Here is a 23,275-nt window from a genome sequence, read left to right as displayed (position 1 = left end):
GGTGCACTCCCTCACACATGACGCTGAGCGGTCTCTCAGCTACTCATCGCACTCTAGAACTCCGTGGTCGCGGTGTCCGGCGAACGGGCCGAGGAGGAACGGACGAGTTCGTCGACGGCGTCGAGACCGCCGGCGACGGCTATCTCGTCCCGCAGGCGGGCGGCGGCCCGGCGGAACCGGGGTTCTCCGAGGACGCGGCCGACGGCGTCGTCGATCCGCCGCGGCGACGGGTGGTCGGTGCGCAGGTCGATCCCGGCGCCGGACCAGGCGACCCGCGCGGCGACCTCGGCCTTGTCCTCGGTGCGCCCCGCGACGACGAGCGGCACCCCGTGCGCGAGGGCCTGGGTGACCGTCCCGTAGCCGCCGTTGGTGACCAACGCCGACACCTTCGGCAGGAACGTCGAGTAGTCGAGGAAGCTCGCCGTCCGGACGTTGTCCGGGACCTCGCCCAACGCCTCCCGCAGTTCCGCCTCCGGTCGTCCGCCCGCGGTGAGGACGACGAGCACGGGCCGCTCGGCGAGGGCCCGCACCGCCGGGACGAGGAGGCGGGCGAAGTCCCCGTTCGCCACCGTCCCCTGGGTGACGTGCACGACGGGGCGGCCGTCGTCGAGGTCGTCCCACCACTCCGGCAGGGGCAGGTGCGCAGCAGGGGTCGGCAACGGACCGACGAACCGCACGGTCAGGGGCAGGCCGGGGCGCGGGTACTCCAGACCGGGCGGGCCCAACTGCAGGACGGCGTCCATCGTCAACGGCGCGTCGAACATCGACGTCGCCGGGACCCGGCCGGTGAGCCGGCGGAACTCCTCCACGAGCAGTCGCTGCGGGCTCGCGAAGACCCACCGGTCGATGAGCTGCTTCAGCGCCGCGTTGCGCATCCGGACGAGCGGTCCGCGCCCGGGCGCCAGACCCAGCCCGTAGGGCGCGGTGCCGCCGCCCTCGACGGGCAGCGGACTGATCCCCAGCAGCAGGACGCGCGGACGGTCCTCGCGCACGATGAGCGGGTAGGCGCCCATGAACAGCAGTTCGGTGATGAGCACGTCGGCGGGTTCGTCGGCGAGCGCGGCCTCGACCGCGGCGAACTGCGGGCCGATGTAGCGCACGAACCGCGTCTCGAGGTCGTGGCCGAGGGCCTGCGGACCACTGCTGCCGGGACGCCGCTCGGGGTGGTCGAGGTCGCCCGCGTAGGCGTGCGCGGGGAGTTCCAGGAAGTCGGCGCCGGCCCGCTCGACCCGGTCGCGGTAGGCCGCCCCCGTGAGGACGCGGACCCGGTGACCGCGGCGCACGAGGTCCGCCGCGACGGCCACGACCGGCCCCAGGTGCCCCTGGACGGGAAGGCTGGTCAGCAAGACGGAGGCCACCCCGAGAGCCTTCTCACTCGCCGAGGTCGGGTCAAGGGCCCCGACGTGGAAGAGTTCTCGGGTCCATCGTCGGCAGATGTCGGCAACGTCAGTCAGTACCCGAGGAGCACCGTGCCGGACCGATCCCCCCTCGTCGTCGTGATCACCACCGGCGGGACGATCGCCAGCACCGTCGACGAGGACGGCGTGAGCAGTCCCACCCTGGGCGGCGCCGACCTGCTCGGGTCCGCGGCCGAGGAGCTCGGGGTCCGGGTGCGCGTCGTCGAGGCGCTGCGCGTGGACTCCTCCACGATCACGCTCACCCAGGCGTGGACGATCCGCACGCACGTGGCGGAGGCCCTGGCCGACCCCGCCGTCGACGGCGTCGTGGTGCTGCACGGCACCGACTCCCTGGAGGAGACCGGGTACCTGCTGGACCTGCACCACGACGACCCGCGTCCGGTCGTCCTCACCGGTTCGCAGCGCACCGCCGACCACCCCGAACCCGACGCCCCCGCCAACGTGGCCGAGGCGTTGCGGCTCGCGGTCGACGCGCGGGCCCGAGGCCGGGGGGTGCTCGTCGCGTTCGGCGGCCGGGTACACGCCGCGGCGGGCCTCGCCAAGCGCCACACCACCGACCTCGACGCGTTCTGGGTCCCCGACGGGCCGCTCCCCCGGATGCTCGTCGCGCCGGGCGCCGGCGACTGGCCCCGGGTCGACGTCGTCGCCGTCTCCCCCGGGACCGACGGTGCGCTGGTCGACGCCGTCCGCGGGCTGGGTGGGCGCGGGATCGTGCTGCAGGGTCTGGGGTCCGGCAACGCGACGACGGACGTCGTGGCGGCGGTGGCGCGGGCGGTCGCGCGCGAGGTGGCCGTGGTCGTGACGACCCGCGTCCCGACCGGCCCGGTCGCCTCCAGCTACGGCGCGGGCGGCGGCGGGTCGGAACTCGCCGCGGTGGGCGCCGTCCCCGCCGGGCGGTTGCGGTCCGGGCAGGCGCGGGTCCTGCTGGCGACACTGTTGCGCTCCGGCAGCGGCGACCTCGCCCGGGAGTTCGCGCGGCGCGGTTGATCGCGATCGGAGAAGCCCTCCGTTCCCGCTCCCCGCTAGCGTTGGCGTGGAACCGACGGGGCGAGGGACGGGGACACGATGGCCAGGGTCACGAAGCAGGCCGCGACGAAGGCCGGGACGGAACCCGCCGCGGACACCCACGACGTCATCCGGGTGCACGGGGCCCGGGAGAACAACCTCCAGGACGTCAGCGTCGAGATCCCCAAGCGCCGGCTGACGGTGTTCACCGGGGTGTCGGGCTCCGGCAAGAGTTCGCTGGTGTTCGGGACGATCGCGGCGGAGTCGCAACGCCTCATCAACGAGACCTACAGCGCCTTCGTCCAGGGTTTCATGCCGACGATGACCCGTCCGGACGTCGACGTCCTCGAGGGTCTGACGACGGCCATCATCGTCGACCAGCAGCGCATGGGCGCCGACAGCCGGTCCACCGTGGGGACGGCGACGGACGCGAACGCGATGCTGCGGATCCTCTTCAGCCGCCTCGGGGAACCCCGCATCGGATCGCCGCAGGCGTTCTCGTTCAACGTGGCCTCGGTCTCGGGTTCGGGCGCGGTCACCGTGCAGAAGGGCGCCGCGACGAAGGCCGTGAAGGCGAGTTTCTCCCGCACCGGGGGGATGTGCCCGCGGTGCGAAGGCCTGGGCAACGTCTCCGACCTGGACCTCTCGCAGCTCTACGACGCGTCCAAGTCCCTCAACGAGGGCGCGCTGACGATCCCCGGCTACAGCGTCGACGGCTGGTACGGGCGGATCTTCAGCGGCTGCGGGTTCTTCGACCCGGACAAGCCGATCGCGAAGTTCACCAAGAGGGAGTCGCACGACCTCCTCTACCGGGAACCCACGAAGATCAAGGTCGACGGCATCAACCTCACCTACGAGGGTCTGGTCCCGAAGATCCAGAAGTCGATGCTGTCCAAGGACGTCGACTCGCTGCAGCCGCACATCCGCGCCTTCGTCGAACGCGTCGCGACGTTCGCGGTCTGTCCGGAGTGCGAGGGGACCCGGCTCAGCGAGGGCGCCCGCTCGTCGAGGATCGACGACGTCAGCATCGCCGACGCCTGCCGGATGCAGATCAGCGACCTCGCCGGGTGGGTCCGCGGGATCACCGATCCCTCCGTCGCGCCGCTGCTGGAGACCCTCACGGGAACCCTCGACTCGTTCGCCGCGATCGGGTTGGGCTACCTGTCGCTGGAACGTCCGTCGGGGACGTTGTCCGGGGGCGAGGCGCAGCGGGTGAAGATGGTGCGGCAGTTGGGTTCCGCCCTGACCGATGTCACGTACGTGTTCGACGAACCCACCACGGGGTTGCACCCGCACGACATCGCGAACATGAACGACCTGCTGCGGCAGTTGCGGGACAAGGGGAACACCGTCCTCGTCGTCGAGCACAAACCCGAGACGATCGCGATCGCCGACCACGTCGTCGACCTCGGTCCCGGGGCCGGCACCGGCGGTGGCCGGGTGTGCTTCGAGGGCAGCGTCGACGGTCTGCGCGCCAGCGACACCGTCACCGGGAGGCACTTCGACGACCGGGCCCGGTTGAAGTCCACCGTCCGGACGTCGACGAGTTCGCTGCCGATCCGGGGCGCCTCGCAGCACAACCTCAAGGACGTCGACGTCGACGTCCCGCTCGGGATCCTCACCGTCGTCACCGGCGTCGCGGGATCGGGGAAGAGTTCCCTGATCCACGGTTCGCTGCCGCCGGGGGCGGACGTCGTGTCGGTGGACCAGGCGCCCATCCGGGGTTCGCGCCGCAGCAACCCCGCCACCTACACCGGGTTGCTGGAACCGATCCGCAAGGCGTTCGCGAAGGCGAACGGGGTGAAACCCGCCCTGTTCAGCGCGAACTCCGAGGGGGCGTGCCCGGCCTGCAACGGCGCCGGGGTCGTCTACACCGACCTCGCGATGATGGCCGGGGTGGCGACGACCTGCGTCGAGTGCGAGGGCCGCCGGTTCGACGACGCCGTGCTGGAGCACCTGTTCGGCGGCAAGAACATCGCCGAGGTCCTGGCCATGTCGGTCGCCGAGGCCGAGGAGTTCTTCGGCTCCGGGGACGCGCGGACCCCGGCGGCGCACGCGATCCTCGACCGGCTCGCCGACGTGGGACTCGGGTACCTGACGCTGGGACAACCGCTCACGACGTTGTCCGGCGGTGAACGTCAGCGCCTCAAGCTCGCCGTGCACCTGGGCGGCAAGGGCGCGACCTACGTCCTCGACGAACCCACGACCGGCCTGCACCTCGCCGACGTCGAACACCTCCTGGGCCTGCTGGACCGGCTGGTGGACTCGGGGAAGTCGGTCATCGTCATCGAGCACCACCAGGCCGTCATGGCGCACGCCGACTGGATCATCGACCTCGGCCCCGGCGCCGGGCACGACGGCGGAACCGTCGTGTTCGAGGGGACCCCCGCGGAACTCGTCGCCGACGCCTCCACGTTGACCGGGCGGCACCTCGCGGCCTACGTGGGTTCCTGAGTCAGTCCGGCGGGGTCCGGCCGGCGAGCAGGGCCCCGCAGGACCAGTAGGCGAGGGCGGCGAGACCACCCCAGGCCACGGACCCGAGGGCGACCACGAAGGTGATGACCGCACCCCAGGACACCTCCCCGGTGCCCGCGCTCCCGTTCTGCTGGACGGCCACCGCGATGAACCCCAGCAGGACCCCGAGCACGGTGCCCGCGACGGCCGAGTTCTTCAGCCGGTCGAGGTTCCTCTCCACCGGGTTCGACCAGGCCGCGTCGTCGTCGGTCCAGCCGCGCTCACCGTCGAGTTCACTCATCGGGCCATCGTGGCGGGTCCGGGGAGTCGACGGGGCGGGAACGGCCAGGTCCGCGGCTGACGACGCAGAGGACGACCGCCGCCAGCGCGAGGACGACCGCGAAGAGTTGCGGAGCGGCTCCCGGAGCCCAGTCCACCCAGGTCGTGGGGGGCGAACCGTCCTGGGCCTCCGCGAGTTCACGCGCCGTCGGTTCTCCCAGCGCCGCCCACGCCGAGAGGGTGGCGGTGGCCGCCGTCCACAGCGCGCAGGCCAGACCCAGCGCGGCGACCGCCCACCGCGCCCCGGGCGCGACCAGCCAGCCGGGCCGGCGGCTCGCGACGACCCCGGCCAGGACCACGACGGCGACGGCGGTCAGGGGCCCGGCGGAACCCACGGTCGACAGCGACTCGACGAGCTCCCACCGGTCGGAGAAGACCGCAGAGGGGTAGCCCGGACCCGCCAGGTACGGCGCCATCACCGACGCGTCGGCCCGGAGGTGCTGCACCGAGGCCACCGCGAGGAACAGCGGCAGCGCGGCCGTCCCGAGCAGGACCCAGAAGACCCACGACCACCGGTCGCTCGGGTCGTCCCGGTCGTCCGGCTCGAGGTCCTCGTCGACCGGGGACGGGACGTCGCAGCTCATGCGCCGGGCCGGCGGTAGTGGGCGTACTCCTCGGCCGTCGGGCGGGGGAACGCCGGCGGGAGTTCGACGACGACGGGCTCCCGCTCCTCCGGCGCGCCCTCGTCGGCCGCGCCCACCTCCTCGGCGTCGACCACGACGAGCGCGGGCTCCGGTTCGCCGGGGTCGTCGGCCGCCGCGCGGTCCGGCTCCACCCGCGGGGCGGGAGCACCCAGCAGCACGACGCCGACCACCACCCCGAACACCACGACCGTCCCCAGCGCCGACAGCGGCCACGCGATGTCGAGCAGGGTCGACGTCGTCGAGTACCAGCGTCGGTCGTCCTGCGGGACCTGCAACCGGAGGACGTCCACGACGAAGACCACGGCCGCGCACAGGGCGGACAACGCCCCCGCCCCGACCGCCAGCCGGAGGCAGCCGCGGTGCAGCGGCCACCGCCGTCCCCCCGCGAGGTGCAGGGCCGCGACCACGACGCAGACCGCCACGGAGGCCAGCAGCAGCCGGTCCGGCGGGGCGGTGTAGTCGAGGACGCTCCACCGGTCCCAGAAGGAGATGTCCGGTTGCAGCGACGTCGACTCGTTCCCGGACCCGTCGGAGGTGTAGCTCAGGAAGTAGTTCCGGTCCCGCGCGCCGCTGAGCACGCGCTGGTCGACCACCAGGAGCAGGACGGGCAGCAGGGCGGCGACGACGGCGAGCGCCCACGCCACGACGTGCAGCCCGAGCGGCGTCTTGGGCGGGTCGTGGATCTCCTGGGACACCCTCCGACCCTAGTGATCGTCGGTGGCGAACGGGCCGCTCCGCGGAACTCGACTCAGTCGGTCGCGGGTTCCCCACCGCTCGCCCTCCGAGGCCGGGTGGCGAGGCAGAGCCCGAGCGCCACGAGCGCGACGACGGCCGCGAGGAGCGTGAGGCCGGCCGCCGGGAGCCACTGCAGCGGGACCACCCGCAGGTACCCCTGCGCGTCGCCGTCCTGTTGCCGCGCCGTCGGCCCGCGGAACTCCGCCCAGGCGGACACCGCCGTCGTTCCGAGCGACCACAGCGCGCACCCCGCGGCGAGCGCCCCGACGGCGGCTCGCCGGCGGGCCACGACTAGCCACTCCGGTCGTCCGCTCACCGCGACCGCCGCGAGGACGAGCAGGGTGAACGCGCTGATCGCCGTGGGCCAGCTCAGGGGGTCGTAGGTCAGCAGCGTGCCCCAGCGGTCGGCGAAGACGGAGGGTGGACGCTGCAGGTCGCTGGCCTCCTCGACGACGTCGGGACTGGTGAGGATCCGTTGCGCCGCAGCGACGGACAGGGCCAGCGGTGTCGCGGACGCGGTGAGGAGCAGCCAGAACACCCACGACCAGCGGGAGCCCGACCGTCCCGTCTCGACGTCGTCGAGCTCGTCGGGTCCGAGGGGTCCGAGGTCGGCGCTCATGCGCCGGGCCTGCGGTACCGGGCGTAGTCCTCCGCGCTCGGGCGGGGGAACGTGACGGGGACCGCGACGGGTTCAGGCTCCACCGGCACCGGGGCCTGCGTGAGTTCCAGGGGTTCGTCGAGTTTCGCGGGTTCCTCGGAGTCTTCGGGGTCCTCGGCGTCGCGTTCGACGAACGGGAGGGGACCGCCCACGAGCACGATCACCGCGACCACCCCGAAGACGACGACCGCGACCATCGCCGACACCGGCAGGACCAGCTCCACCAGCCCCGTCGTCGGCGTGAAGTAGCCGCCGTCCTCCGGGGACCGCTGGGAGACGGCGACCGTGACCCCCAGCACCGCGAGCGCGACGAGGGCGGACACCGCACCTCCCGCGGCCGCCACCCACCGGCAGGGACGCGGCACCGGGAACCGGTTCCCCGCCGCGACGTGCACCGCCGCGACGAGGACGCAGACCGCCGTCGCGGCCAGCAGTACCCGGTCGATGGGGACGACGTAGGAGACGAGGGTCCACCGGTCCCAGAAGGTGACCCCGGGGGCCTCGGTGACGATCGAGCTGCCGTACTCGTCGGAGCTCGAACTGGTGAAGTACTGGGCGTCGAGGGCGCCGGCCAGCACGTGCTGGTACACCCCGACGGTCAGCACCGGCAGCGCCAGGCCCACGACGGCGAGCGCCCACACGGACACGGTCAGGGCACGCGGAGTGCGGGGCGGGTGCTCGACGGTCTCCTGCGACACCCTCCGACCCTAGTGATCCGGGGCGCTCGCAGGGGCGGCTCGGAGCAGAGCGCTGCGGAGCGGAGCGCGCACCCGTCACCATCGGGGGGTGCGGACGTGGAGGTTCCCGGCGGTGGGTCTGGTGGCGTTGCTGGTGACGTTGCTGGTGGCGGCGGCGTGTTCGGGCGGCGGCGGGTCCGCCGAACCGCCTGCCCCGGACACCCGCGGCTGGACGGCGCTCCCGGCCCCGCCGGTCCGGGCCCCGGTCCTGCGGCGCGGTCAGGCCGCGGTGTGGACGGGCACGGAGGCGCTGGTCTGGGGTGGACTGCCGGTCGGGACCGACGGCTGCTCCTCCACCCCGCAACCCGACGGGGCGGCGTGGGACCCGGGGACGACGACCTGGACGGCCATGGCGCCGTCGCCCATCGGCCCCCGGCAGGACGCCGACCTGCTCTGGACGGGCAGCGGCGCCGTGCTGGTGGGTGGCCGTGATCCGCTGGCGGAGTGCGAGAGCCGGCCGGGGGACGCGCGGAGCAGCGCGCTGTTCACGCCCGGTCCCGCCGGCGGTCGCTGGACGAGGCTGCCCGACCTGCCGTGGCCCGCGGACGCCGCGGTGGCGACGAGCGCGTGGGCCGGCGACCGGGTGCTGGTGTGGTCGCCGGCGCAGGGCGGGTGGAGTCTGCGGCCGGGTGATCCGGCCTGGACGGCGCTGCCCGCACCGGCTGCGGAGGTGAGCAGGCCGGGGGGCGAGAACGCCTCCGCGAGCGCCCACAGCGTGTGGACGGGTGCGGAGTGGATGGTGTGGTCCAGCGAGACGTCCACCGCGGGGACGGTCGAGGCCGGGCTGGCCTTCGACCCGGCGACGGGCGCGTGGCGGGACGTCGCCGTCGGGCCCGTCCTCGTGCCGGGCAGCGACGTGGTCTGGACGGGGACGCAGGTCCTGGCCTACGACCCGCTCGCCGGGGCGCTGGCCTACGACCCCTCGAGCGACCGGTGGCACCGGGGCGCGGACGGTCCGATCCCGCTGCTGGGCAGCGGAACCGGGAAGGGTGGACCGGTCGTGGTCTGGGCCGGGACCCGGTTGCTGGTGTGGGGTGGCGCGCGCGAGCGGGACCTGGGCCGGTGCACCGACGGCGACGGCTCGGACGACCACTCGTCGGACTACGGCGGCGTCTGCAACCCCGCGACCGGTCCGCTGGGCGCGGCCTACGACTCGGCCGCGGACGAGTGGACGGAGATCACCGACGGTCCCTGGCCGCGCCGGACGGAGACCGCGGCGGTGTGGACGGGTCGCGAACTGCTGCTCGCCGGGGGGATCGACCTGGAGGTGGAACGCGACGGGCGGCCCCGTCCCTACCCCGACGTGCCCGCGGAGGCGGTGGTGACGTTCACCCCTCCCGCGTGACCCGGGGCGGCGCTGCCGTCACCGACGCGCGAGCAGGTCCTCCAGCGCCCCGTCCAGGTGCGGGTGGGTGAAGCGGAACTCGGCGGCGGTGAGCTTCGCGGACACCGCCCGGCGGCCCGTGAGCCCGAGGGCGGGGTCGGTGCGGAGCAGCACGGCGCCCACGTGCAGCAGCGGCGCGGGGGTCGGCGGGGCCGGTGGGCGGTGCAGGACCCGGCGCAGGCTCCGCATGAGTTCGGCGTTGCGCACGGGGTTGGGGGCGGTGACCGCGAGCACGCCCTCGGGGGGCTCCTCGGAACCCAGGCACCAGGACACGACCCGCAGCCAGTCGTCGACGTGGATCCAGCTGAACCACTGCCGGCCGCTGCCGACCCGGCCGCCGAGGCCGATCCGGGTCAGCCACGCGAGCCGGTCCAGCGCGGGGGTCCCCCGGTCGAGGACGATGCTCGTCCGCAGCACCACCTGACGTCGGGCGTTGACGCCGGCGGCGGCGGACTCCCAGGCGGTGGCGACGCCTGCCATCTGCGGCGGGCCGTCAGCGGGCGGGGAGGACTCGGAGATCAGCCGGTCTCCGGCGTCACCGTGGACGGCCAGCGTGCTGGCCTGCACCCACACGGGAACGGGTTCGTCGAGGGTGGCCGCCGCGGCGGCCAGGGCGCGGGTCGGGTCGACGCGGGAGGAGGTGAGCAGGTCGACGTTCGCCGTGGTGGGGCGGCGGTCGACGAGTTCGCCGGCGAGGTTCACCACCGCGGCCCCTTCGAGTTCCCGCGCCCACGGACCGAGCGTCCGCCCGTCCCAGCCGACCTGGCGGTGCGGACCGTCGACGGGTCGGCGGGTGAGGACGACGACCTCGTGACCCGCGTCGGTCAGGTGCGCGCTCAGGCGTCGGCCCAGGGCGCCGGACCCGCCGGCGATGACGATCTTCACCACCGCAGGTTAGGGGAGGTGATCGGATGTGCGCACGACTGCGGAACCTCTGGACCCCCGTCGCTGCCGACGTCAGCGGGTCCGGACCACCGACGGGATCGACGCCTGCGTCGACGGCGTCCACTGCGGGGGGGACCCGTTCCCCGTGGTCCGCGACGCGCTGACGGGCGGGGCCCGACGGTCGCTGCGAGTCGGGCGCGAGAACCGGCCACCCCGCGCCCGGACCCTCCCGAGGTGCTGTCCGACAGCAGGTCAGAGCGTGAAACGGCCCACCAGGGACTGCAGGTCGCTCGCGGCGCGGGACACGTCCGCGGCCGTGGTCGCGGTGTGCTGAGCGCTGGTGGTCGTCTGCTCCGCGGCCGCGGCGATGCCGGAGATGTTCGCGGAGATCTCCTGGGACCCGCCGGAGACCTCGGTGACGTTGCGGACCATCTCCGAGGTGGTGGCCGACTGCTCCTCCACCGCCGCCGCGATCGTGGACTGCAGCCCGTCGATGCTGGCGATGACCTCCCCGATCTGGGTGATCGCCTCGGCTGCGGCGTGGGCGTCGGCCTGGGTGGCGTTCACCTTGGCGACGATCTCCTCGGTGGCCCGGGCCGTCTGCTGCGCCAGTTCCTTGACCTCCCCGGCCACCACGGCGAATCCCTTGCCCATCTCCCCGGCCCGGGCCGCTTCGATGGTCGCGTTCAGCGCCAGCAGGTTCGTCTGCTCGGCGATGGTGGTGATGAGCTTGACCACGTCGCCGATCTCCCGGCTCGACGTGCCCAACCGCTCGATCGTCGCCCCGGCGTCGTCGGCCGCGGCGACCGCCGTCGCCGCGGTCTGGGAGGCCTGTGCGGTGGAGGTGGCGATCTCGTTGATGGCCGCGGTCATCTGCTCACCGGCGGCGGCGACGGTGCCGATGTTGGCGCTGATCTCCTCGGTCGCGGCGGAGACGACCTGGGCCTGGGCGGAGGACTCCGCCGCGCCGGAGGACAGCTGGGTGGCGACGGTGGTGAGCTCCTCCGAGGAGGCCGAGAGGGTGGTCGCGTTGTCGGTGATCTGGCGCACGAGGTCGCTGAGGTGGTCCAGGGAGGTGTTGGTGGCCTCGGCGAGCTGGCCGACCTCGTCCTCGCTCTCGTGCTGGATCCGCCGGTCCAGGCGCCCCTGGGCGAGGCCGCGCATGACGATGACAACCTCGGCCAACGGGATGGCGATGGAGCGGGCGATCACGACCGCGACGGCGACGGCGAAGAGCAACGATGCCGCGCCCAGCCCGATCATCAACGCCACCGCGGAGTGGTACGCGCTCGCTCCGGCGTCGCGGGTGGCTTTCGCGGCCTCGTCCTCGGCGGCGCCCAGCTGGTCGAGGGCGGTGAGGATCTTGTCGGTCAGGGGGTTGAGGTTCTGGGCGCGGTAGGCGATGAACTCGCTGGGGTCGGCCAGCTCGGCGGGGGCGATCGCGCCGGGGCGGGCCTGGTCCTGCTGGTCCAGCAGGTCCCGCGTGGTCTTGCGCAGCGCAGCCGGGGCTCCGGGACCGCTGGCTTCGTAGGCCTTCCAGGCCTTCTCACTCGCCTGGTCGTCACCGGTCATGGCCTGCTCGGCGGCCTGGGTGGAGGCGTCGTCCTCGGCGAGGGCGACGTTGGAGAGGTCCTGGTTCATCTGCAGGAAGCTGGCCTTGACGTCGTCGACGGCACTGACCGAGGCCATCGAGGAGGAGTACAGGTCGGACAGGTGGCCCTGCGCGGTCGCCAGGCGGGTCGTTCCCACGACGATGAGCACCACGAGCAGGACGCAGACGACGCCGAAACCGGCGAACAGCTTCGCCGCGACCTTCAGGTTGCGCAGAGTACGGATCATGACCGGGGACCTCCGACGTCGTCACCCGGTCGGGTGACCCGGTCCACGGTTGCCTCGACACCGCGACGGACGTCCTTGAGCGCCGGAGGAGTTCCATCGTGGCCCGACTACTCGCAGGCGGTGCCGTCCCCGTCGCCGTCGAGGTCGGTGCTGTAGCCGGGGTCGCCGCGGTGCAGCGGGGCGGCCCCGGCGGCGCGGGCGGCGGCGCAGCTCGTGAACGCCACCGGGGGCGCAGAGGTGGTGCTGGTGGCGGTGGAAATGGCGGTGGAAGTGGAGGTGGCGGGGCAGTCGGCGAGGACCCCGGCCATCGCGTCCCGCTCGGCCGGGGTGACCCACAACCCGTACTTGGCCTTCACCTCCACCTGGCGCTGGACGTAGGTGCAGCGGTAACCCCGGTCCGGGGGGAGCCAGGTCGCGGCGTCACCGTCACCCTTGGCCGAGTTGGTCGGGCCGTCGACGGCGAGGAGTTCCAGCGGGTCGTTGGCGAACTCGACGCGCTTCGCGGCGTCCCAGGACCGTGCGCCCTTCTGCCAGGCGTCGGACAGCGCGACGACGTGGTCGATCTGCACGGCCTCGCTGGTGCCCTGACCGCGGGTGAAGGAGATCGTCGCGCCGCCGTAGGGGTCGTCGAGGGTTCCGGTGAGGACGACGCAGTCCTGCGTGCCGGGTTTGAACGTGACGTCGGTGAGGTCGCGGGCGAGGACGTCGTCGCGGGTGTCGCAGCCGTTGTGGTCGGTGTCGACCCAGCCGTTGCCGAACTCCTCGCGGGAGTAGCCGGTCTTGGCGGCGCGGCCCTTCACGGTGAGGGCGTCGAGCGTGGGGTCGACCGGCGCGTCGTCCTTCGCGGTGCCGCACCCGGCGAGGAGGACGCCGGCCAACCCCAGCACGAGGACCCGTCGGACCCGTCGCACCCCCCGGTCACCGGCCCGTGCGCGGCGCACCGTGAGCCTCACGCGGGCCGGGGTCCGGGCGTGCGCAGGTGGCGCTGGCGCTCGGCGTAGTCGAGGACGTCCTCGAGACGGACCCGGCGGTGCGTCCCGGGTTTCGTGAACGGCAGGGCGCCGGACTCGAGCAACCGGACCATCGTGGGCCGGCTGACGCCGAGGACCTCTGCGGCCTCCTGGGTGGTGAGCAGGGCTTCGTGGGGGGTGAGCGTCACGGCCTCGCCGTGGGAGAGGGCGATCACGGCCTCGCGCAACGCGGCGGCGAGTTCCGCGGGCACCGCGGCGGAACGCCGTCCGACCTTCAGCACCAGGGGACTGTCCGGTTGCGCGGCAAGCAGTTCAGCGAGTCCGGTCAGCCCCTCGAGAGCGGGGCGGACGGTGACCTCAGCGCCGTGACAGGCGACGGTGGACGACACCTCGCCACCGTAACAGGATCGTCTCGAATCGAACAGAACGAAAGTTGGGGGTAGGCTGTGCGAACCGACCTGCCCCCCGATCGTGAGGACCGGCCGTGCTCACCCTGCTGATCGTCCACGCTGTCGCCGCGGTCCTCGCCGTGCCCCTGGTGCGGTGGCTGGACCGACGCGCGTTCACCCTGCTCGCCCTCGCCCCGACCGCCACGACCGTCTGGGCCGCCGTCCAGGGCCCCGCCGTCCTGGCCGGGAACGGCCCGGAACTCGTCGTCCCCTGGGTCCCCTCGCTGCACGCCGAACTGGCGTTCCGCCTCGACCCGCTGTCCTGGGTCCTGATCCTGCTCGTCGGCGGCGTGGGCGCGCTCGTGCTGTTCTACTGCGGCAGCTACTTCCACCGCGACGACCCCGGGACCGCGCGGTTCGCGGCGGTCCTCACCGCGTTCACCGGCGCCATGACCGGCCTCGTCCTGGCCGACGACCTGGTGCAGCTGTACGTGTTCTGGGAACTCACGACGGTGTTCTCGTACCTGCTCATCGGCTACGACTCGCACAAGAAGGCGGCGCGCCGCGCCGCCACCCAGGCCCTCGTCGTGACGACGCTGGGCGGGCTCGCGATGCTCGTCGGGTTGATCGTGCTGGGCCAGAGCGCGGGCACCTACCGGATGTCGGAACTGCTGGCGGACTTCCCGACGGGAACGGCCGCGACGGTCGCCGTCGTGCTCGTGCTGGTCGGTGCGGTCTCGAAGTCCGCCCTGGTCCCGTTCCACTTCTGGCTGCCCGCCGCGATGGCCGCCCCGACCCCCGTCAGCGCGTACCTGCACGCCGCCGCGATGGTCAAGGCCGGCGTCTACCTCGTCGCGCGGTTCGCGCCCGCCGCCGCAGAACTCCCCGCCTGGCAGACCACCGTGATCGGGCTCGGGCTGGCCACGATGCTCGTCGGCGGGTACCGCTCGCTGCGCCAGCACGACGTGAAGCTGCTGCTGGCCTTCGGCACCGTCTCCCAGCTGGGGTTCCTCGTCGTGCTCGTCGGGGCCGGTACGCAGGCTGCCGCGAGCGCGGGGATCGCCCTGCTCGTCGCCCACGCGACGTTCAAGGCCGCCCTGTTCCTCGTCGTCGGGATCGTCGACCACCAGACCGGCACCCGCGACCTGCGCGAACTCTCCGGGCTCGGACGGCGGATGCCGCTGCTCGCGGTCGTCGGGACGGTCGCGGCGGCGTCGATGGCCGGGTTGCCGATCACCGCGGGGTTCGTGGCGAAGGAGGCGGCGTACACGGCGTTCACGCACGACCGGCCGTGGATCCTCGCCGTGCTGGTCCTGGGGTCCGTGCTCACCGCGGCGTACTCGGCGCGGTTCGTGTGGGGCACGTTCTGCCGCAAACCCGGGGTCCCCGACTCGACCGCCCCGCGGCCCTCGGCCGGGCTGATCGCCGCACCGCTGGTCCTCGCCGCCGTGACGTTGCTGATGGGCCCGCTCGCCGGGTTCCTCGACCGCCCCGCCGCGCTCGTCGCCCACGAGAACTCCGGGGAGGAGGCCGAGCACCTCGCGCTCTGGCACGGGTTCACGCCCACCCTGGGGTTGACCGTCCTGACGTTCGCGCTGGCCGCCGCGCTGTTCCTGGGGCGTTCCGCGGTGGAGCGGTTGCAGGCCCGGATGCCCCACCCCGTCGGGGCGGACCGCGCGTACCGGCGCAGCGTCCACGCCGTCGACCGCGTCGCCGTCGAGGTCACCGGCGCGACCCAGCGTGGTTCGCTGCCGATCTACCTGGCCTCGATCCTGCTGGTCGTCGTGATCGTGCCGGGCGGGGCGCTGTTCTGGAACCGGCCGTGGCCGGCGGACGTCGTGCTCGCCGACAACGCCGGGCAGGTGCTCGTCGGGATCGTCGTCGTCACCGCCGCCGTCCTCACCGTCCGGGCCCGCCGCCGGCTGCGCGCGGTCATGCTCGCCGGGGTCACCGGCTACGGCGTCACGCTGCTGTTCGTCCTGCACGCCGGGCCGGACCTCGCGCTCACCCAGGCGCTGGCCGAGACGATCACCCTCGTCGTGTTCGTCCTCGCGCTGCGCCGGCTGCCCCCGTTCTTCTCGTCCCGGCCGCTGGTGGGAACGCGCTGGGTGCGGATCGCGATCGGGATCGCCGTCGGGACCTGCACCTCCTGCTTCGCCCTCGTCGCCTCCGGGGCGCGCATCGCGACCCCGACGTCGATCGCGCTGCCCGAGTTCGCGTACAAGTACGGCGGCGGGAAGAACGTCGTCAACGTGACCCTCGTCGATGCCCGCGCCTGGGACACCATGGGCGAGATCTCGGTGCTGCTCGTCGCGGCGACCGGGGTCGCGAGCCTGGTGTTCCGCCGCCGGATGGGTTCGATCGACCGGGCCCTCGCCGCGCACCACGAGGAGGCCCCCGACGCGCCGCAGCGCAGCCGGCTCGCCAACTGGCTCCCGGCCGGCAGCACCGTCTCGCCGGAACGCCGGTCGGTGGTCTTCGAGGTCGTCACCCGGCTCACGTTCCACGCGATCCTCGTGCTGTCGCTGTACCTCGTGTTCTCCGGGCACAACGCCCCCGGCGGAGGTTTCGCCGGCGGGCTCGTGGCGGGGCTGGCGCTCGTCGTCCGCTACCTCGCGGGCGGTCGCTACGAGTTCAACACCGCGGTGCCGATCAACGCGGGCTGGCTGCTGGGCTGCGGGTTGTTCCTGTCGGCCGGCACCGGCCTCGTGGGGATCCTGCTCGGCGGGAACGTCCTGCAGACCGCGATCATCCAGTTCGACGTCGCCGTCCTCGGCCACGTGAAGCTCGTGACGTCCGTGTTCTTCGACGTCGGGGTCTACCTGCTCGTCATCGGCCTCGTCGTCGACGTCATCCGCAGCCTGGGCGCCGAGATCGACCGCCAGATCGAGGAGGAGGTCTCCGCGTGAGCCCCAACCTGACGCTGATCGTCATCTCCGGGGTGCTCGTCGCCAGCGGCGTCTCGCTGCTGCTGGAACGCACGCTGACCCGCGTCCTCATCGGGGTCGTCCTGCTCGGCAACGGCATCAACGTGCTCTACCTCGTGGCCAGCGGCCGGCCCGGCCGCGCACCGATCCTCGGCGGGGGCACGACGGCGGAGAACATGAGCGACCCGCTGCCGCAGGCGATGGTCCTGACCGCCATCGTCATCACCCTCGGGATGGTCGCGTTCGTCCTCGCGCTCGCCTACCGGAGCTGGCAGATCGACGGCCACGACGAGGTCCAGGACGACGTCGAGGACCGCCGCATCGTGCGGCGGGCCGAGCTCGACGAGACGTCCGGCAGCTACGACGACGACACCCACGAGACCAGCGAGGACGAAGGGGAGGGGGTTTCTCGGTGACTCCGTGGACGATCGACCTGGCGACCGAGTGGCCGCGCGTCCTGCTGCCCCTGCCCGTCGTGCTGCCGCTGTTCGCGGCGGGCCTCACGCTGGCCCTCGCGCGGCGGCCGCGGGCGCAGCGCACCATCAGCGTCACTGCGCTGAGCATCGTCGTGATCGCCTCGATCACCATGCTCGTCCTCACCGACCGCGGCACGGGCACCTACTCCATCGACGTCGGGGGCTGGCCCGCCCGCCTCGGGATCCCGCTGGTCGCCGACCGGTTGTCGACCCTCATGCTCGTCGTGAGTTCCGTCGTCACCCTCGCCGTCCTCGTGTACTCCCTCGCACAGGGTGTCGCCGACGGCGAGGAGGGGACACCCGTCTCGATCTACCACCCGACGTACCTGGTGCTCTCGGCCGGGGTGTCGAACGCGTTCCTGTCCGGGGACCTGTTCAACCTCTACGTGGGGTTCGAGATCCTGCTGGCGGCCAGCTACATCCTGCTGACCCTCGGCGGGACGAAGGCCCGGGTCCGGGCGGGGACGACCTACGTCGTCGTCAGCCTGTTGTCGTCGATGGTGTTCCTCACCGCGATCGCGCTGGTCTACATGGCGACCGGCACCGTGAACATGGCCGAACTCTCCGTCCGGCTGCAGGAGATCGACCCCGACGTGCGTCTTGTGCTGCACCTGCTGCTGCTCGTCGGGTTCGGCATCAAGGCCGCGGTGTTCCCGCTGTCGGCCTGGCTGCCCGACTCCTACCCGACGGCGCCCGCGCCGGTCACCGCGGTGTTCGCCGGGTTGCTGACGAAGGTCGGCGTCTACGCGATCATCCGGACCGAGACGCTGCTCTTCCCCGGTAGCTCCGCGGGTGATGTGGCGAACACCCTGCTGATGTGGGTGGCGCTGGCGACGATGGTCGTCGGGATCCTCGGAGCGGTCGCGCAGAACGACGTGAAACGTCTGCTGTCGTTCACGCTCGTCAGCCACATCGGGTACATGGTGTTCGGGATCGCACTGGGGACGACGGCCGGGTTGTCCGGTGCGGTGTTCTACGTCGCGCACCACATCACCGTGCAGACGACGCTGTTCCTCGTGACGGGTCTCGTCGAACGCCACTCCGGCAGCACGTCGCTGGACTCCCTCGGGGCGATGGCGAAGAAGGCCCCGCTGCTGGCCGTCCTGTTCTTCGTCCCGGCGATGAACCTCGCGGGGATCCCGCCGTTCTCGGGGTTCCTCGGGAAGCTCGGCCTGCTCCAGGCGGGCGTCGACGTCGGAACCCCACTGGCCTACGGGTTGGTCGCGGGGGGCGTGGTCACGAGCCTGCTGACGTTGTACGCGATCGCCAAGGTGTGGAACCGGGCGTTCTGGCAGGAACCCCTGGTCGATCCGGACGACAACCCCGACGACGCCGGGAACACCGGTCTGGCGACGGCCACCGAGGTCGGGGTCCGCACGCCGGTCGGGATGCTGGTGCCGACCGCGGCGCTCGTCCTCGTCGGGGTGGGGATCACGTTCGTCGCGGGCCCGCTGTTCGGGATCAGCGACCGCGCGGCGCAGGACCTGCTGGACCGCACGCCCTACACGTCCACCGTCCTGCACGACCGCGTCCCGGAGGTCGCCGAGTGAGCGCGACGGTGACCTCGCTGCGCGAACGCGTCAGCCTGCCGATCCTGGTGTGGCTGGTCGTCCTGTGGTTGCTGCTGTGGGGTGACGTGTCGTGGGCGAACGTGATCTCGGGAACCCTGCTCGGGTTGCTCGTCACGGTCGTCCTGCCGTTGCCGCGGGTGCGTTTCGGGATGCGGATCCGCCCGCTGCGGATCGTCGCGCTGTTCGCCCGGTTCCTGGTCGACCTGGTCGCGGCGAGCGGTCAGGTCGCGTGGCTCGCGGTGCGGCCGGGCCGCCAGCCGCGCAACTCCGTGGTGCGCGTCCCGCTGCACAGCGGCTCCGACCTGTTCGTCGCGATGACGGCGGAACTCGTGTCGCTGGTCCCGGGGAGCGTCGTCGTCGAGATCGGGGCCCCGTCGGCCCGGGGCGGGCAGGGGTCCATCTACATCCACGCGCTGGGCGTCACCGGCGAGGAGGGCCGCGAACGCATCCGCCGCGAGGTCCTGCTCACCGAGCGCCGCATCATGACGACGTTCGCCGAACCCGCGGCCTACGCCGAGTACCTGGACCGCTGCCGCGCCGACGGTTCGGCCGCCCTGTGCGAGAGGAGTCCGCGATGACCGTCGTCGTCGGAGCGTGCCTGGCGATGCTGACGATCGCGGCGCTGCTCGCCCTGCTGCGGGTCGCGAAGGGTCCGACGATGCTGGACCGGGTCGTCGCGCTCGACGTCCTCGTCGCGATCGTCGTCATCGCGCTGTGCGTCGAGGCCGCGGCGAACCGGCACGCGACGACGTTGCCGGTCATCGTCGTCCTCGCGCTGGTGGGTTTCGTGGGGTCGGTCAGCGTCGCGCGCTACGCGTCGAAGGAATCTCCGGAAGAGAGGGGTGAACGGTGAACTGGTCGCTGATCGCCGATGTGGTCTCCGCGGTGTGCCTGCTCCTCGGGTGCCTGCTCACGTTGCTCGCCGCGATCGGGTTGCTGCGGTTGTCCGACGTCCTGGCCCGGATGCACACGACCGCGAAACCCCAGGTGCTCGGGGTGCTGCTGTCGCTGACCGGGGTCGGGCTGCAGCTGCGGCAGGGGACCGACGTCGCGACGCTCGTCGCGATCGGCGCGTTCCAGCTGCTGACCGTGCCGGTCGCGGCGCACATGGTGGGGCGCGCGGCGTACCGGACGGGTCAGGTCGACCCGGGGATGCTCGACCGGGACGAGCTCGCCGAGCGGTTGGCGGAGGAGGAACGCTCATCCTCCTGAGGAACCGCCGCCCAGCAGGCGGGTGGGCCGAGCCCTCTGGCGCGGTCACCCGACCCTGACGTAGCGTCACGTTCGAGGCCCACAGCGAGAGGGAGCGACCAGTGACCGGCGAGCACCAGCTGCCCCTGCTGTCGCGGACCGAAGTCCGCCTGCTCGAACTCGTCGCCGACGGACGCGCCCTGACCACCGCCGGCGCGGAACTCGACCTGTCCCCCACCGCCGTGAGCTCCACCGTCGCCGACCTGCGGAGGCGCTTCGGCGTCGCCAGCACGGCGGCCGTCGTCGCGGCCGCCCGGGACGCGGGGATGCTGCCGGGCAGGTAGCCCGCACGCAGCGTCACAGCAGCGGCGCGAGCAGCTCCCGGACCGGGCCGACGTGGCGCACCAGACCCAGCAGGGTCAACGCCGGGAAGACGAGGTACTGCAGCAGCGGTTCCGGACCGCGCCCCGCGTCGAAGAGCCGCAGGCCGACCGTCCGCTTGCGTCCGCGGAGCCACGTCGTGAAGGGCAGCGGGACACCGTCGGTGGTCAACGCGTCACCCGCGATGTGGACGACGATCCCACCCGCCACCGCGACGGGCAGCCAGGGCAGCACCACCCCCTGCGCGGTGAGCCACCACGCACCCAGCCCCGAGATCAGCAGGTTCCCGAGTGCGGTCTTCTCGGCGTTGCCCGGGACGAGCTGCGCGACGGCGTGCAACGCCAGCCCGATCGCGAGCGCCAGCACCACCAGGGCGGACCAGCGGTGGTCCGCGGCGAGGGCGGCGAGGACCCCGAAGACGAGGGGCGCGACGACCACGTCGTGGGTGCCGCCGCGGTGGCGGACGGCGAGCGCCCCGATCGCGCGGGAGAGCAGCCTCGTCGGCGGACCCCACATGGAGCCCGCGGTGGAGCCCTTCTGGTCGAGGTCGGGCAGGTAGGCGAACCCGCCCCAGCCCACGACCCAGGCGAGTTGCTCGAGGGGGGCGTCGACGCCGACGTGCGTCGCGAGGCCGAGGGTGAGAGCCCCTGCCGCCAACCCGCTGGCGGCGTGCGCCGGGCCCATCACGTGCGTCCAACCTCCAAGATCAGCTGGGGTCAGCTTACCGACGGTGCGTCGAGATCCGCACCGAGCGTGCAGGTCCGGGGTGTCGAGGCGGTTCTGCAGGACCGTGACGTGGCGCCAGGGAGGTCGCCCGACTCGCCACTCGTGCCGAGGAGCTGGAGGTTCCTCGCGAACAAGGCTGTAGGCCGTCATCAGCAGGCATCGTCAGGCAGTCTGGAGGAGTGAGCCACGACCCGCAGACCGCCCCCGAGGGCGTCGCGAGGTACGCCGCCGAGCCTCCGCCGCGACGACGGACCGTACTGCGCACCGGTGCACTCGCGATGCTCCTGTCCCTCTCCGCCTGCGTCGATGCCGACGCCGGCTCGAGCGAGCCCGAAGCCGTGCCTGCCGACGCCGCCGAGGGGGTTCCGGTGACCGACGCCTGGCGTTGGTCTGCAGTGCCTGAACCGCCGACGACCCCGCGATGGAACGCGGTCACGGCGTGGACCGGCAGCGAAGCCTTGTTCCTCGGAGGGTCCAGCGAGCCGGCGTGCCCCTCCGACTCGCACACCCCCTGCTTCAACGCCTACGACTCATCGAGCGCTCACCGCGACGGTGTGGCGTGGAACCCCACCGAGAACCGGTGGCGGCGCACCGCAGCGGCTCCGCAGGGGATCCTGGACAGCCCGCACACGGTCGTCGGCCAGCGGGTCTACGTCCTGGCCGACGACGCACTGCTCATCTACGACGCCGGACGAGACGACTGGACACAACTGCCACTGCCTCCCGGCCACCCGGCGAACTCCAGCCCGGGCTACTCCCTGACCGCCTTCGACGGGAAGCTGCTGGCGCTGGCTCCCGGCTCCTTCGCAGCCCCCGGAGAGACGCCGCCCCCGCAGCTTCCCGACTCCACCTACGACCTCACCCACGGCGACGGCGGCCAGTGGCTCCCCCTGCCCGATGACCCCTTGGACTCCATGGTCTTCCGCGAGGCACTGGCCACCCCCCACGGGCTGCTGCTCGTGGCCAGCGACGTCGCCCGCTCAGGCCCTACCGACCCACCTCCCCTGGCTCACGCGGCCCTGCTGGACTCGACGTCCTCCACCTGGCGACGCCTACCCGACAGTGATCAGCTCTTCGGCGGGAACTGGACGTGGACCGGTGAACGCGCTCTCGACGCCACCCCCGGCGGTGACGCCGGCCTGGACGGCTCCTACGGGCGCCTCGTCCCCTACAGCGGGGCGCTGACCCTGCCCGCCGGCACCTGGACGTCCGTACCCCAACCCCCCGATCCCGGGTCTGTTTCCCGGGGGTGGCCGGTGGAGGCGACCGCTGGGGCGCGCGTGGCCACCCGCGGTTCCACCTACGACGACACCACCCGGACCTGGACACCCGTCCCGGCACCGGAGAAGGACCGCGCCGCTGAGGAACCTGGTCCTGCGGTGTGGACCAGCCAGGGACTCCTCGTCCTGGGCAGCCGCGCCGTGCCCACCGTCGGCGAGGAAGCCATCACGCCCACCCGGAGCGCGTGGGTCTACCACCCCTCGCGTTGATCACCAGGATGAGCTGCACACTCCGCCACGACCTACCGGCCATCCGCTGTCGCGGAGGTCGTCGACCGCCCGGATCTGACGAGAAGCGGATGCTCGCCGAGTACGAGGACCACTGCTTCCTCGTCGACCCGAGCGCGACCCGATCAGGACGGATCAACCAGAACGGAGCACCCTCAATCGAAGAGGCGTCCAGAACGGGCGTACAGGCCCGCATTGCCCAACGCCTTCATCGAGCGACTGAAGCGACCCGCTCGGACATAGCGTTGAAGGAAGACATAACCGTGCTCGCCACTGTCATCGCACCCGTCGACGAACACCGCATCGGTGCGCACGCCGCTGAGGGTCACGTAACCGTCCCAGGCGACGCAAGCCATGCGGAGACCGGCCTGATGCCGGACCCACCACCGTGCCAGCTCCTGCGCCCGCACGAGTTCCTCGACAAATTTGTGCAGACTGCGCCCCTCAGGGCCCTCGGGGCCTTCGTACATCGCGAAGGGAATCAGAGGCCCACCCCGCGGGACGACGTAGGAGGTGGCGCGGTCCAAGGCGGTGAGCAGGAAGTCGGTCAGCTCCTCATGGGGAAGCTGCAGACGAGGCCCGTCATCACCGCTGCCATACGACGTCATCTCCACCCCTGAGCACTTCGTGCGAGCAGCCGAGTGCCGCCCTCTCGAAGTGTCGGTCAGTCCCCCTCGACCTTGAGCGCCGGGCACGCTCCGTTCACTGCTTGGAGCAGCGGGCGGAGCTCGCGCACAGCGTCAGCGTCCTGATCAGGCGCTCATGGCACCGCTCGCGCGAGGCACGCGTCTGACGCGCTCAAGGTGCTTCTGTCGCCCCGTCGATGCGAAGCAGCACCCGGCTCAGGGCAAGGTCCACAGCCGTCGTCACACCCAGCACCTCAACTCCCAGCAAGCGGCCCGCCGCGAGGACGTACCGCTGATCTACCGGTCATCCCGCGATCTGCGCGGTCATGCGCGAGCCGAGGCGTCCACCGAGGAGGTCCTCGCAGTCCTCGCTACCCGCAGCCCACGGCTTGTGTAGTGGCCGTGGACACA

Annotated in this window: 23 protein-coding genes; 11 read left to right on the top strand and 12 right to left on the bottom strand. The window is 72.6% G+C overall.

Annotation, left to right across the window (positions count from 1 at the left end; genetic code table 11):
- Positions 1 to 53: 53 nt before the first annotated feature.
- Positions 54 to 1,358 carry a glycosyltransferase gene (locus OG218_RS14110; protein WP_328293858.1) on the bottom strand — a complete coding sequence of 435 codons (1,305 nt, stop codon included), beginning with the start codon at positions 1,356 to 1,358 and terminating at the stop codon, positions 54 to 56.
- A gap of 111 nt (positions 1,359 to 1,469) precedes the next feature.
- Between OG218_RS14110 and OG218_RS14105 the strand changes: the two genes are divergently transcribed.
- Positions 1,470 to 2,405, top strand: a complete 936-nt coding sequence (locus OG218_RS14105; RefSeq protein ID WP_328293857.1) for an asparaginase — start codon at positions 1,470 to 1,472, stop codon at positions 2,403 to 2,405.
- A gap of 78 nt (positions 2,406 to 2,483) precedes the next feature.
- Positions 2,484 to 4,877: an excinuclease ABC subunit UvrA gene (locus OG218_RS14100; protein ID WP_328293856.1), complete on the top strand. Its 2,394-nt coding sequence runs from the start codon at positions 2,484 to 2,486 to the stop codon at positions 4,875 to 4,877.
- A gap of 1 nt (position 4,878) precedes the next feature.
- Here the strand turns inward: OG218_RS14100 and OG218_RS14095 are convergent, their stop codons facing one another.
- From OG218_RS14095 to OG218_RS14075, 5 genes are read right to left on the bottom strand one after another with little or no spacing between them, the layout of a single operon-like run.
- Positions 4,879 to 5,178: a hypothetical protein gene (locus OG218_RS14095; RefSeq protein WP_328293855.1), complete on the bottom strand. Its 300-nt coding sequence runs from the start codon at positions 5,176 to 5,178 to the stop codon at positions 4,879 to 4,881.
- On the bottom strand, positions 5,171 to 5,800 hold the full coding sequence (locus tag OG218_RS14090; protein WP_328293854.1) for a hypothetical protein: 630 nt from the start codon (positions 5,798 to 5,800) through the stop codon (positions 5,171 to 5,173). Before OG218_RS14090 ends, OG218_RS14095 begins: the two co-directional genes overlap by 8 nt.
- Entirely contained in the window at positions 5,797 to 6,555 is a 759-nt protein-coding gene (locus OG218_RS14085) for a hypothetical protein (protein WP_328293853.1), read from the bottom strand. The genes OG218_RS14090 and OG218_RS14085 overlap by 4 nt, the downstream gene beginning before the upstream one ends.
- Positions 6,556 to 6,608: 53 nt before the next feature.
- Positions 6,609 to 7,214: a hypothetical protein gene (locus OG218_RS14080; protein WP_328293852.1), complete on the bottom strand. Its 606-nt coding sequence runs from the start codon at positions 7,212 to 7,214 to the stop codon at positions 6,609 to 6,611.
- Positions 7,211 to 7,951 (bottom strand): hypothetical protein, encoded by a 741-nt coding sequence (locus OG218_RS14075; RefSeq protein ID WP_328293851.1) that lies wholly within the window; start codon positions 7,949 to 7,951, stop codon positions 7,211 to 7,213. The genes OG218_RS14080 and OG218_RS14075 overlap by 4 nt, the downstream gene beginning before the upstream one ends.
- Before the next feature lie 88 nt (positions 7,952 to 8,039).
- On the opposite strand from OG218_RS14075, the gene OG218_RS14070 reads away from it, so the two are divergent.
- Positions 8,040 to 9,335 carry a hypothetical protein gene (locus OG218_RS14070; RefSeq protein ID WP_328293850.1) on the top strand — a complete coding sequence of 432 codons (1,296 nt, stop codon included), beginning with the start codon at positions 8,040 to 8,042 and terminating at the stop codon, positions 9,333 to 9,335.
- 18 nt (positions 9,336 to 9,353) lie between these two features.
- Here the strand turns inward: OG218_RS14070 and OG218_RS14065 are convergent, their stop codons facing one another.
- From OG218_RS14065 to OG218_RS14050, 4 genes are all read right to left on the bottom strand, one after another.
- Positions 9,354 to 10,259: an epimerase gene (locus OG218_RS14065; protein ID WP_328293849.1), complete on the bottom strand. Its 906-nt coding sequence runs from the start codon at positions 10,257 to 10,259 to the stop codon at positions 9,354 to 9,356.
- A 252-nt stretch (positions 10,260 to 10,511) separates the two neighbouring features.
- On the bottom strand, positions 10,512 to 12,098 hold the full coding sequence (locus tag OG218_RS14060; RefSeq protein ID WP_328293848.1) for a methyl-accepting chemotaxis protein: 1,587 nt from the start codon (positions 12,096 to 12,098) through the stop codon (positions 10,512 to 10,514).
- 107 nt (positions 12,099 to 12,205) lie between these two features.
- Positions 12,206 to 13,051 carry a GmrSD restriction endonuclease domain-containing protein gene (locus OG218_RS14055; protein ID WP_328293847.1) on the bottom strand — a complete coding sequence of 282 codons (846 nt, stop codon included), beginning with the start codon at positions 13,049 to 13,051 and terminating at the stop codon, positions 12,206 to 12,208.
- Positions 13,048 to 13,458, bottom strand: coding sequence for a helix-turn-helix domain-containing protein (locus OG218_RS14050; protein WP_328293846.1), 411 nt, complete (start codon positions 13,456 to 13,458; stop codon positions 13,048 to 13,050). The genes OG218_RS14055 and OG218_RS14050 overlap by 4 nt, the downstream gene beginning before the upstream one ends.
- A gap of 95 nt (positions 13,459 to 13,553) precedes the next feature.
- On the opposite strand from OG218_RS14050, the gene OG218_RS14045 reads away from it, so the two are divergent.
- From OG218_RS14045 to OG218_RS14015, 7 genes are all read left to right on the top strand, one after another.
- Complete coding sequence (locus OG218_RS14045) at positions 13,554 to 16,367, top strand: Na+/H+ antiporter subunit A (RefSeq protein ID WP_328293845.1); 2,814 nt, start codon at positions 13,554 to 13,556, stop codon at positions 16,365 to 16,367.
- On the top strand, positions 16,364 to 16,801 hold the full coding sequence (locus OG218_RS14040; protein WP_328293844.1) for a Na(+)/H(+) antiporter subunit C: 438 nt from the start codon (positions 16,364 to 16,366) through the stop codon (positions 16,799 to 16,801). The genes OG218_RS14045 and OG218_RS14040 overlap by 4 nt, the downstream gene beginning before the upstream one ends.
- Entirely contained in the window at positions 16,798 to 18,411 is a 1,614-nt protein-coding gene (locus OG218_RS14035; protein ID WP_328293843.1) for a Na+/H+ antiporter subunit D, read from the top strand. Before OG218_RS14040 ends, OG218_RS14035 begins: the two co-directional genes overlap by 4 nt.
- A complete protein-coding gene (locus OG218_RS14030) occupies positions 18,408 to 19,010 on the top strand; it encodes a Na+/H+ antiporter subunit E (protein ID WP_328293842.1) in 603 nt (200 codons plus the stop codon). Before OG218_RS14035 ends, OG218_RS14030 begins: the two co-directional genes overlap by 4 nt.
- Positions 19,007 to 19,285 carry a monovalent cation/H+ antiporter complex subunit F gene (locus OG218_RS14025; RefSeq protein WP_328293841.1) on the top strand — a complete coding sequence of 93 codons (279 nt, stop codon included), beginning with the start codon at positions 19,007 to 19,009 and terminating at the stop codon, positions 19,283 to 19,285. The genes OG218_RS14030 and OG218_RS14025 overlap by 4 nt, the downstream gene beginning before the upstream one ends.
- Positions 19,282 to 19,644: a monovalent cation/H(+) antiporter subunit G gene (mnhG, locus tag OG218_RS14020; RefSeq protein ID WP_328293840.1), complete on the top strand. Its 363-nt coding sequence runs from the start codon at positions 19,282 to 19,284 to the stop codon at positions 19,642 to 19,644. The genes OG218_RS14025 and mnhG overlap by 4 nt, the downstream gene beginning before the upstream one ends.
- Positions 19,645 to 19,745: 101 nt before the next feature.
- The gene (locus tag OG218_RS14015; protein WP_328293839.1) at positions 19,746 to 19,967 is read left to right on the top strand and encodes a helix-turn-helix domain-containing protein; all 222 of its coding nucleotides are present in this window, start codon (positions 19,746 to 19,748) and stop codon (positions 19,965 to 19,967) included.
- 13 nt (positions 19,968 to 19,980) lie between these two features.
- Here the strand turns inward: OG218_RS14015 and OG218_RS14010 are convergent, their stop codons facing one another.
- Positions 19,981 to 20,688 (bottom strand): metal-dependent hydrolase, encoded by a 708-nt coding sequence (locus tag OG218_RS14010; RefSeq protein WP_328296241.1) that lies wholly within the window; start codon positions 20,686 to 20,688, stop codon positions 19,981 to 19,983.
- Between the two features lie 221 nt (positions 20,689 to 20,909).
- Between OG218_RS14010 and OG218_RS14005 the strand changes: the two genes are divergently transcribed.
- Entirely contained in the window at positions 20,910 to 22,220 is a 1,311-nt protein-coding gene (locus tag OG218_RS14005) for a hypothetical protein (protein WP_328293838.1), read from the top strand.
- A 173-nt stretch (positions 22,221 to 22,393) separates the two neighbouring features.
- Here the strand turns inward: OG218_RS14005 and OG218_RS14000 are convergent, their stop codons facing one another.
- Positions 22,394 to 22,852, bottom strand: a complete 459-nt coding sequence (locus OG218_RS14000) for a hypothetical protein (RefSeq protein WP_328293837.1) — start codon at positions 22,850 to 22,852, stop codon at positions 22,394 to 22,396.
- Between the last annotated feature and the right edge of the window lie 423 nt (positions 22,853 to 23,275).

The organism is Kineococcus sp. NBC_00420, assembly GCF_036021035.1.
In the GTDB taxonomy this organism is placed as follows: domain Bacteria; phylum Actinomycetota; class Actinomycetes; order Actinomycetales; family Kineococcaceae; genus Kineococcus.
This window is presented reverse-complemented; position numbering and strand designations above follow the sequence as displayed.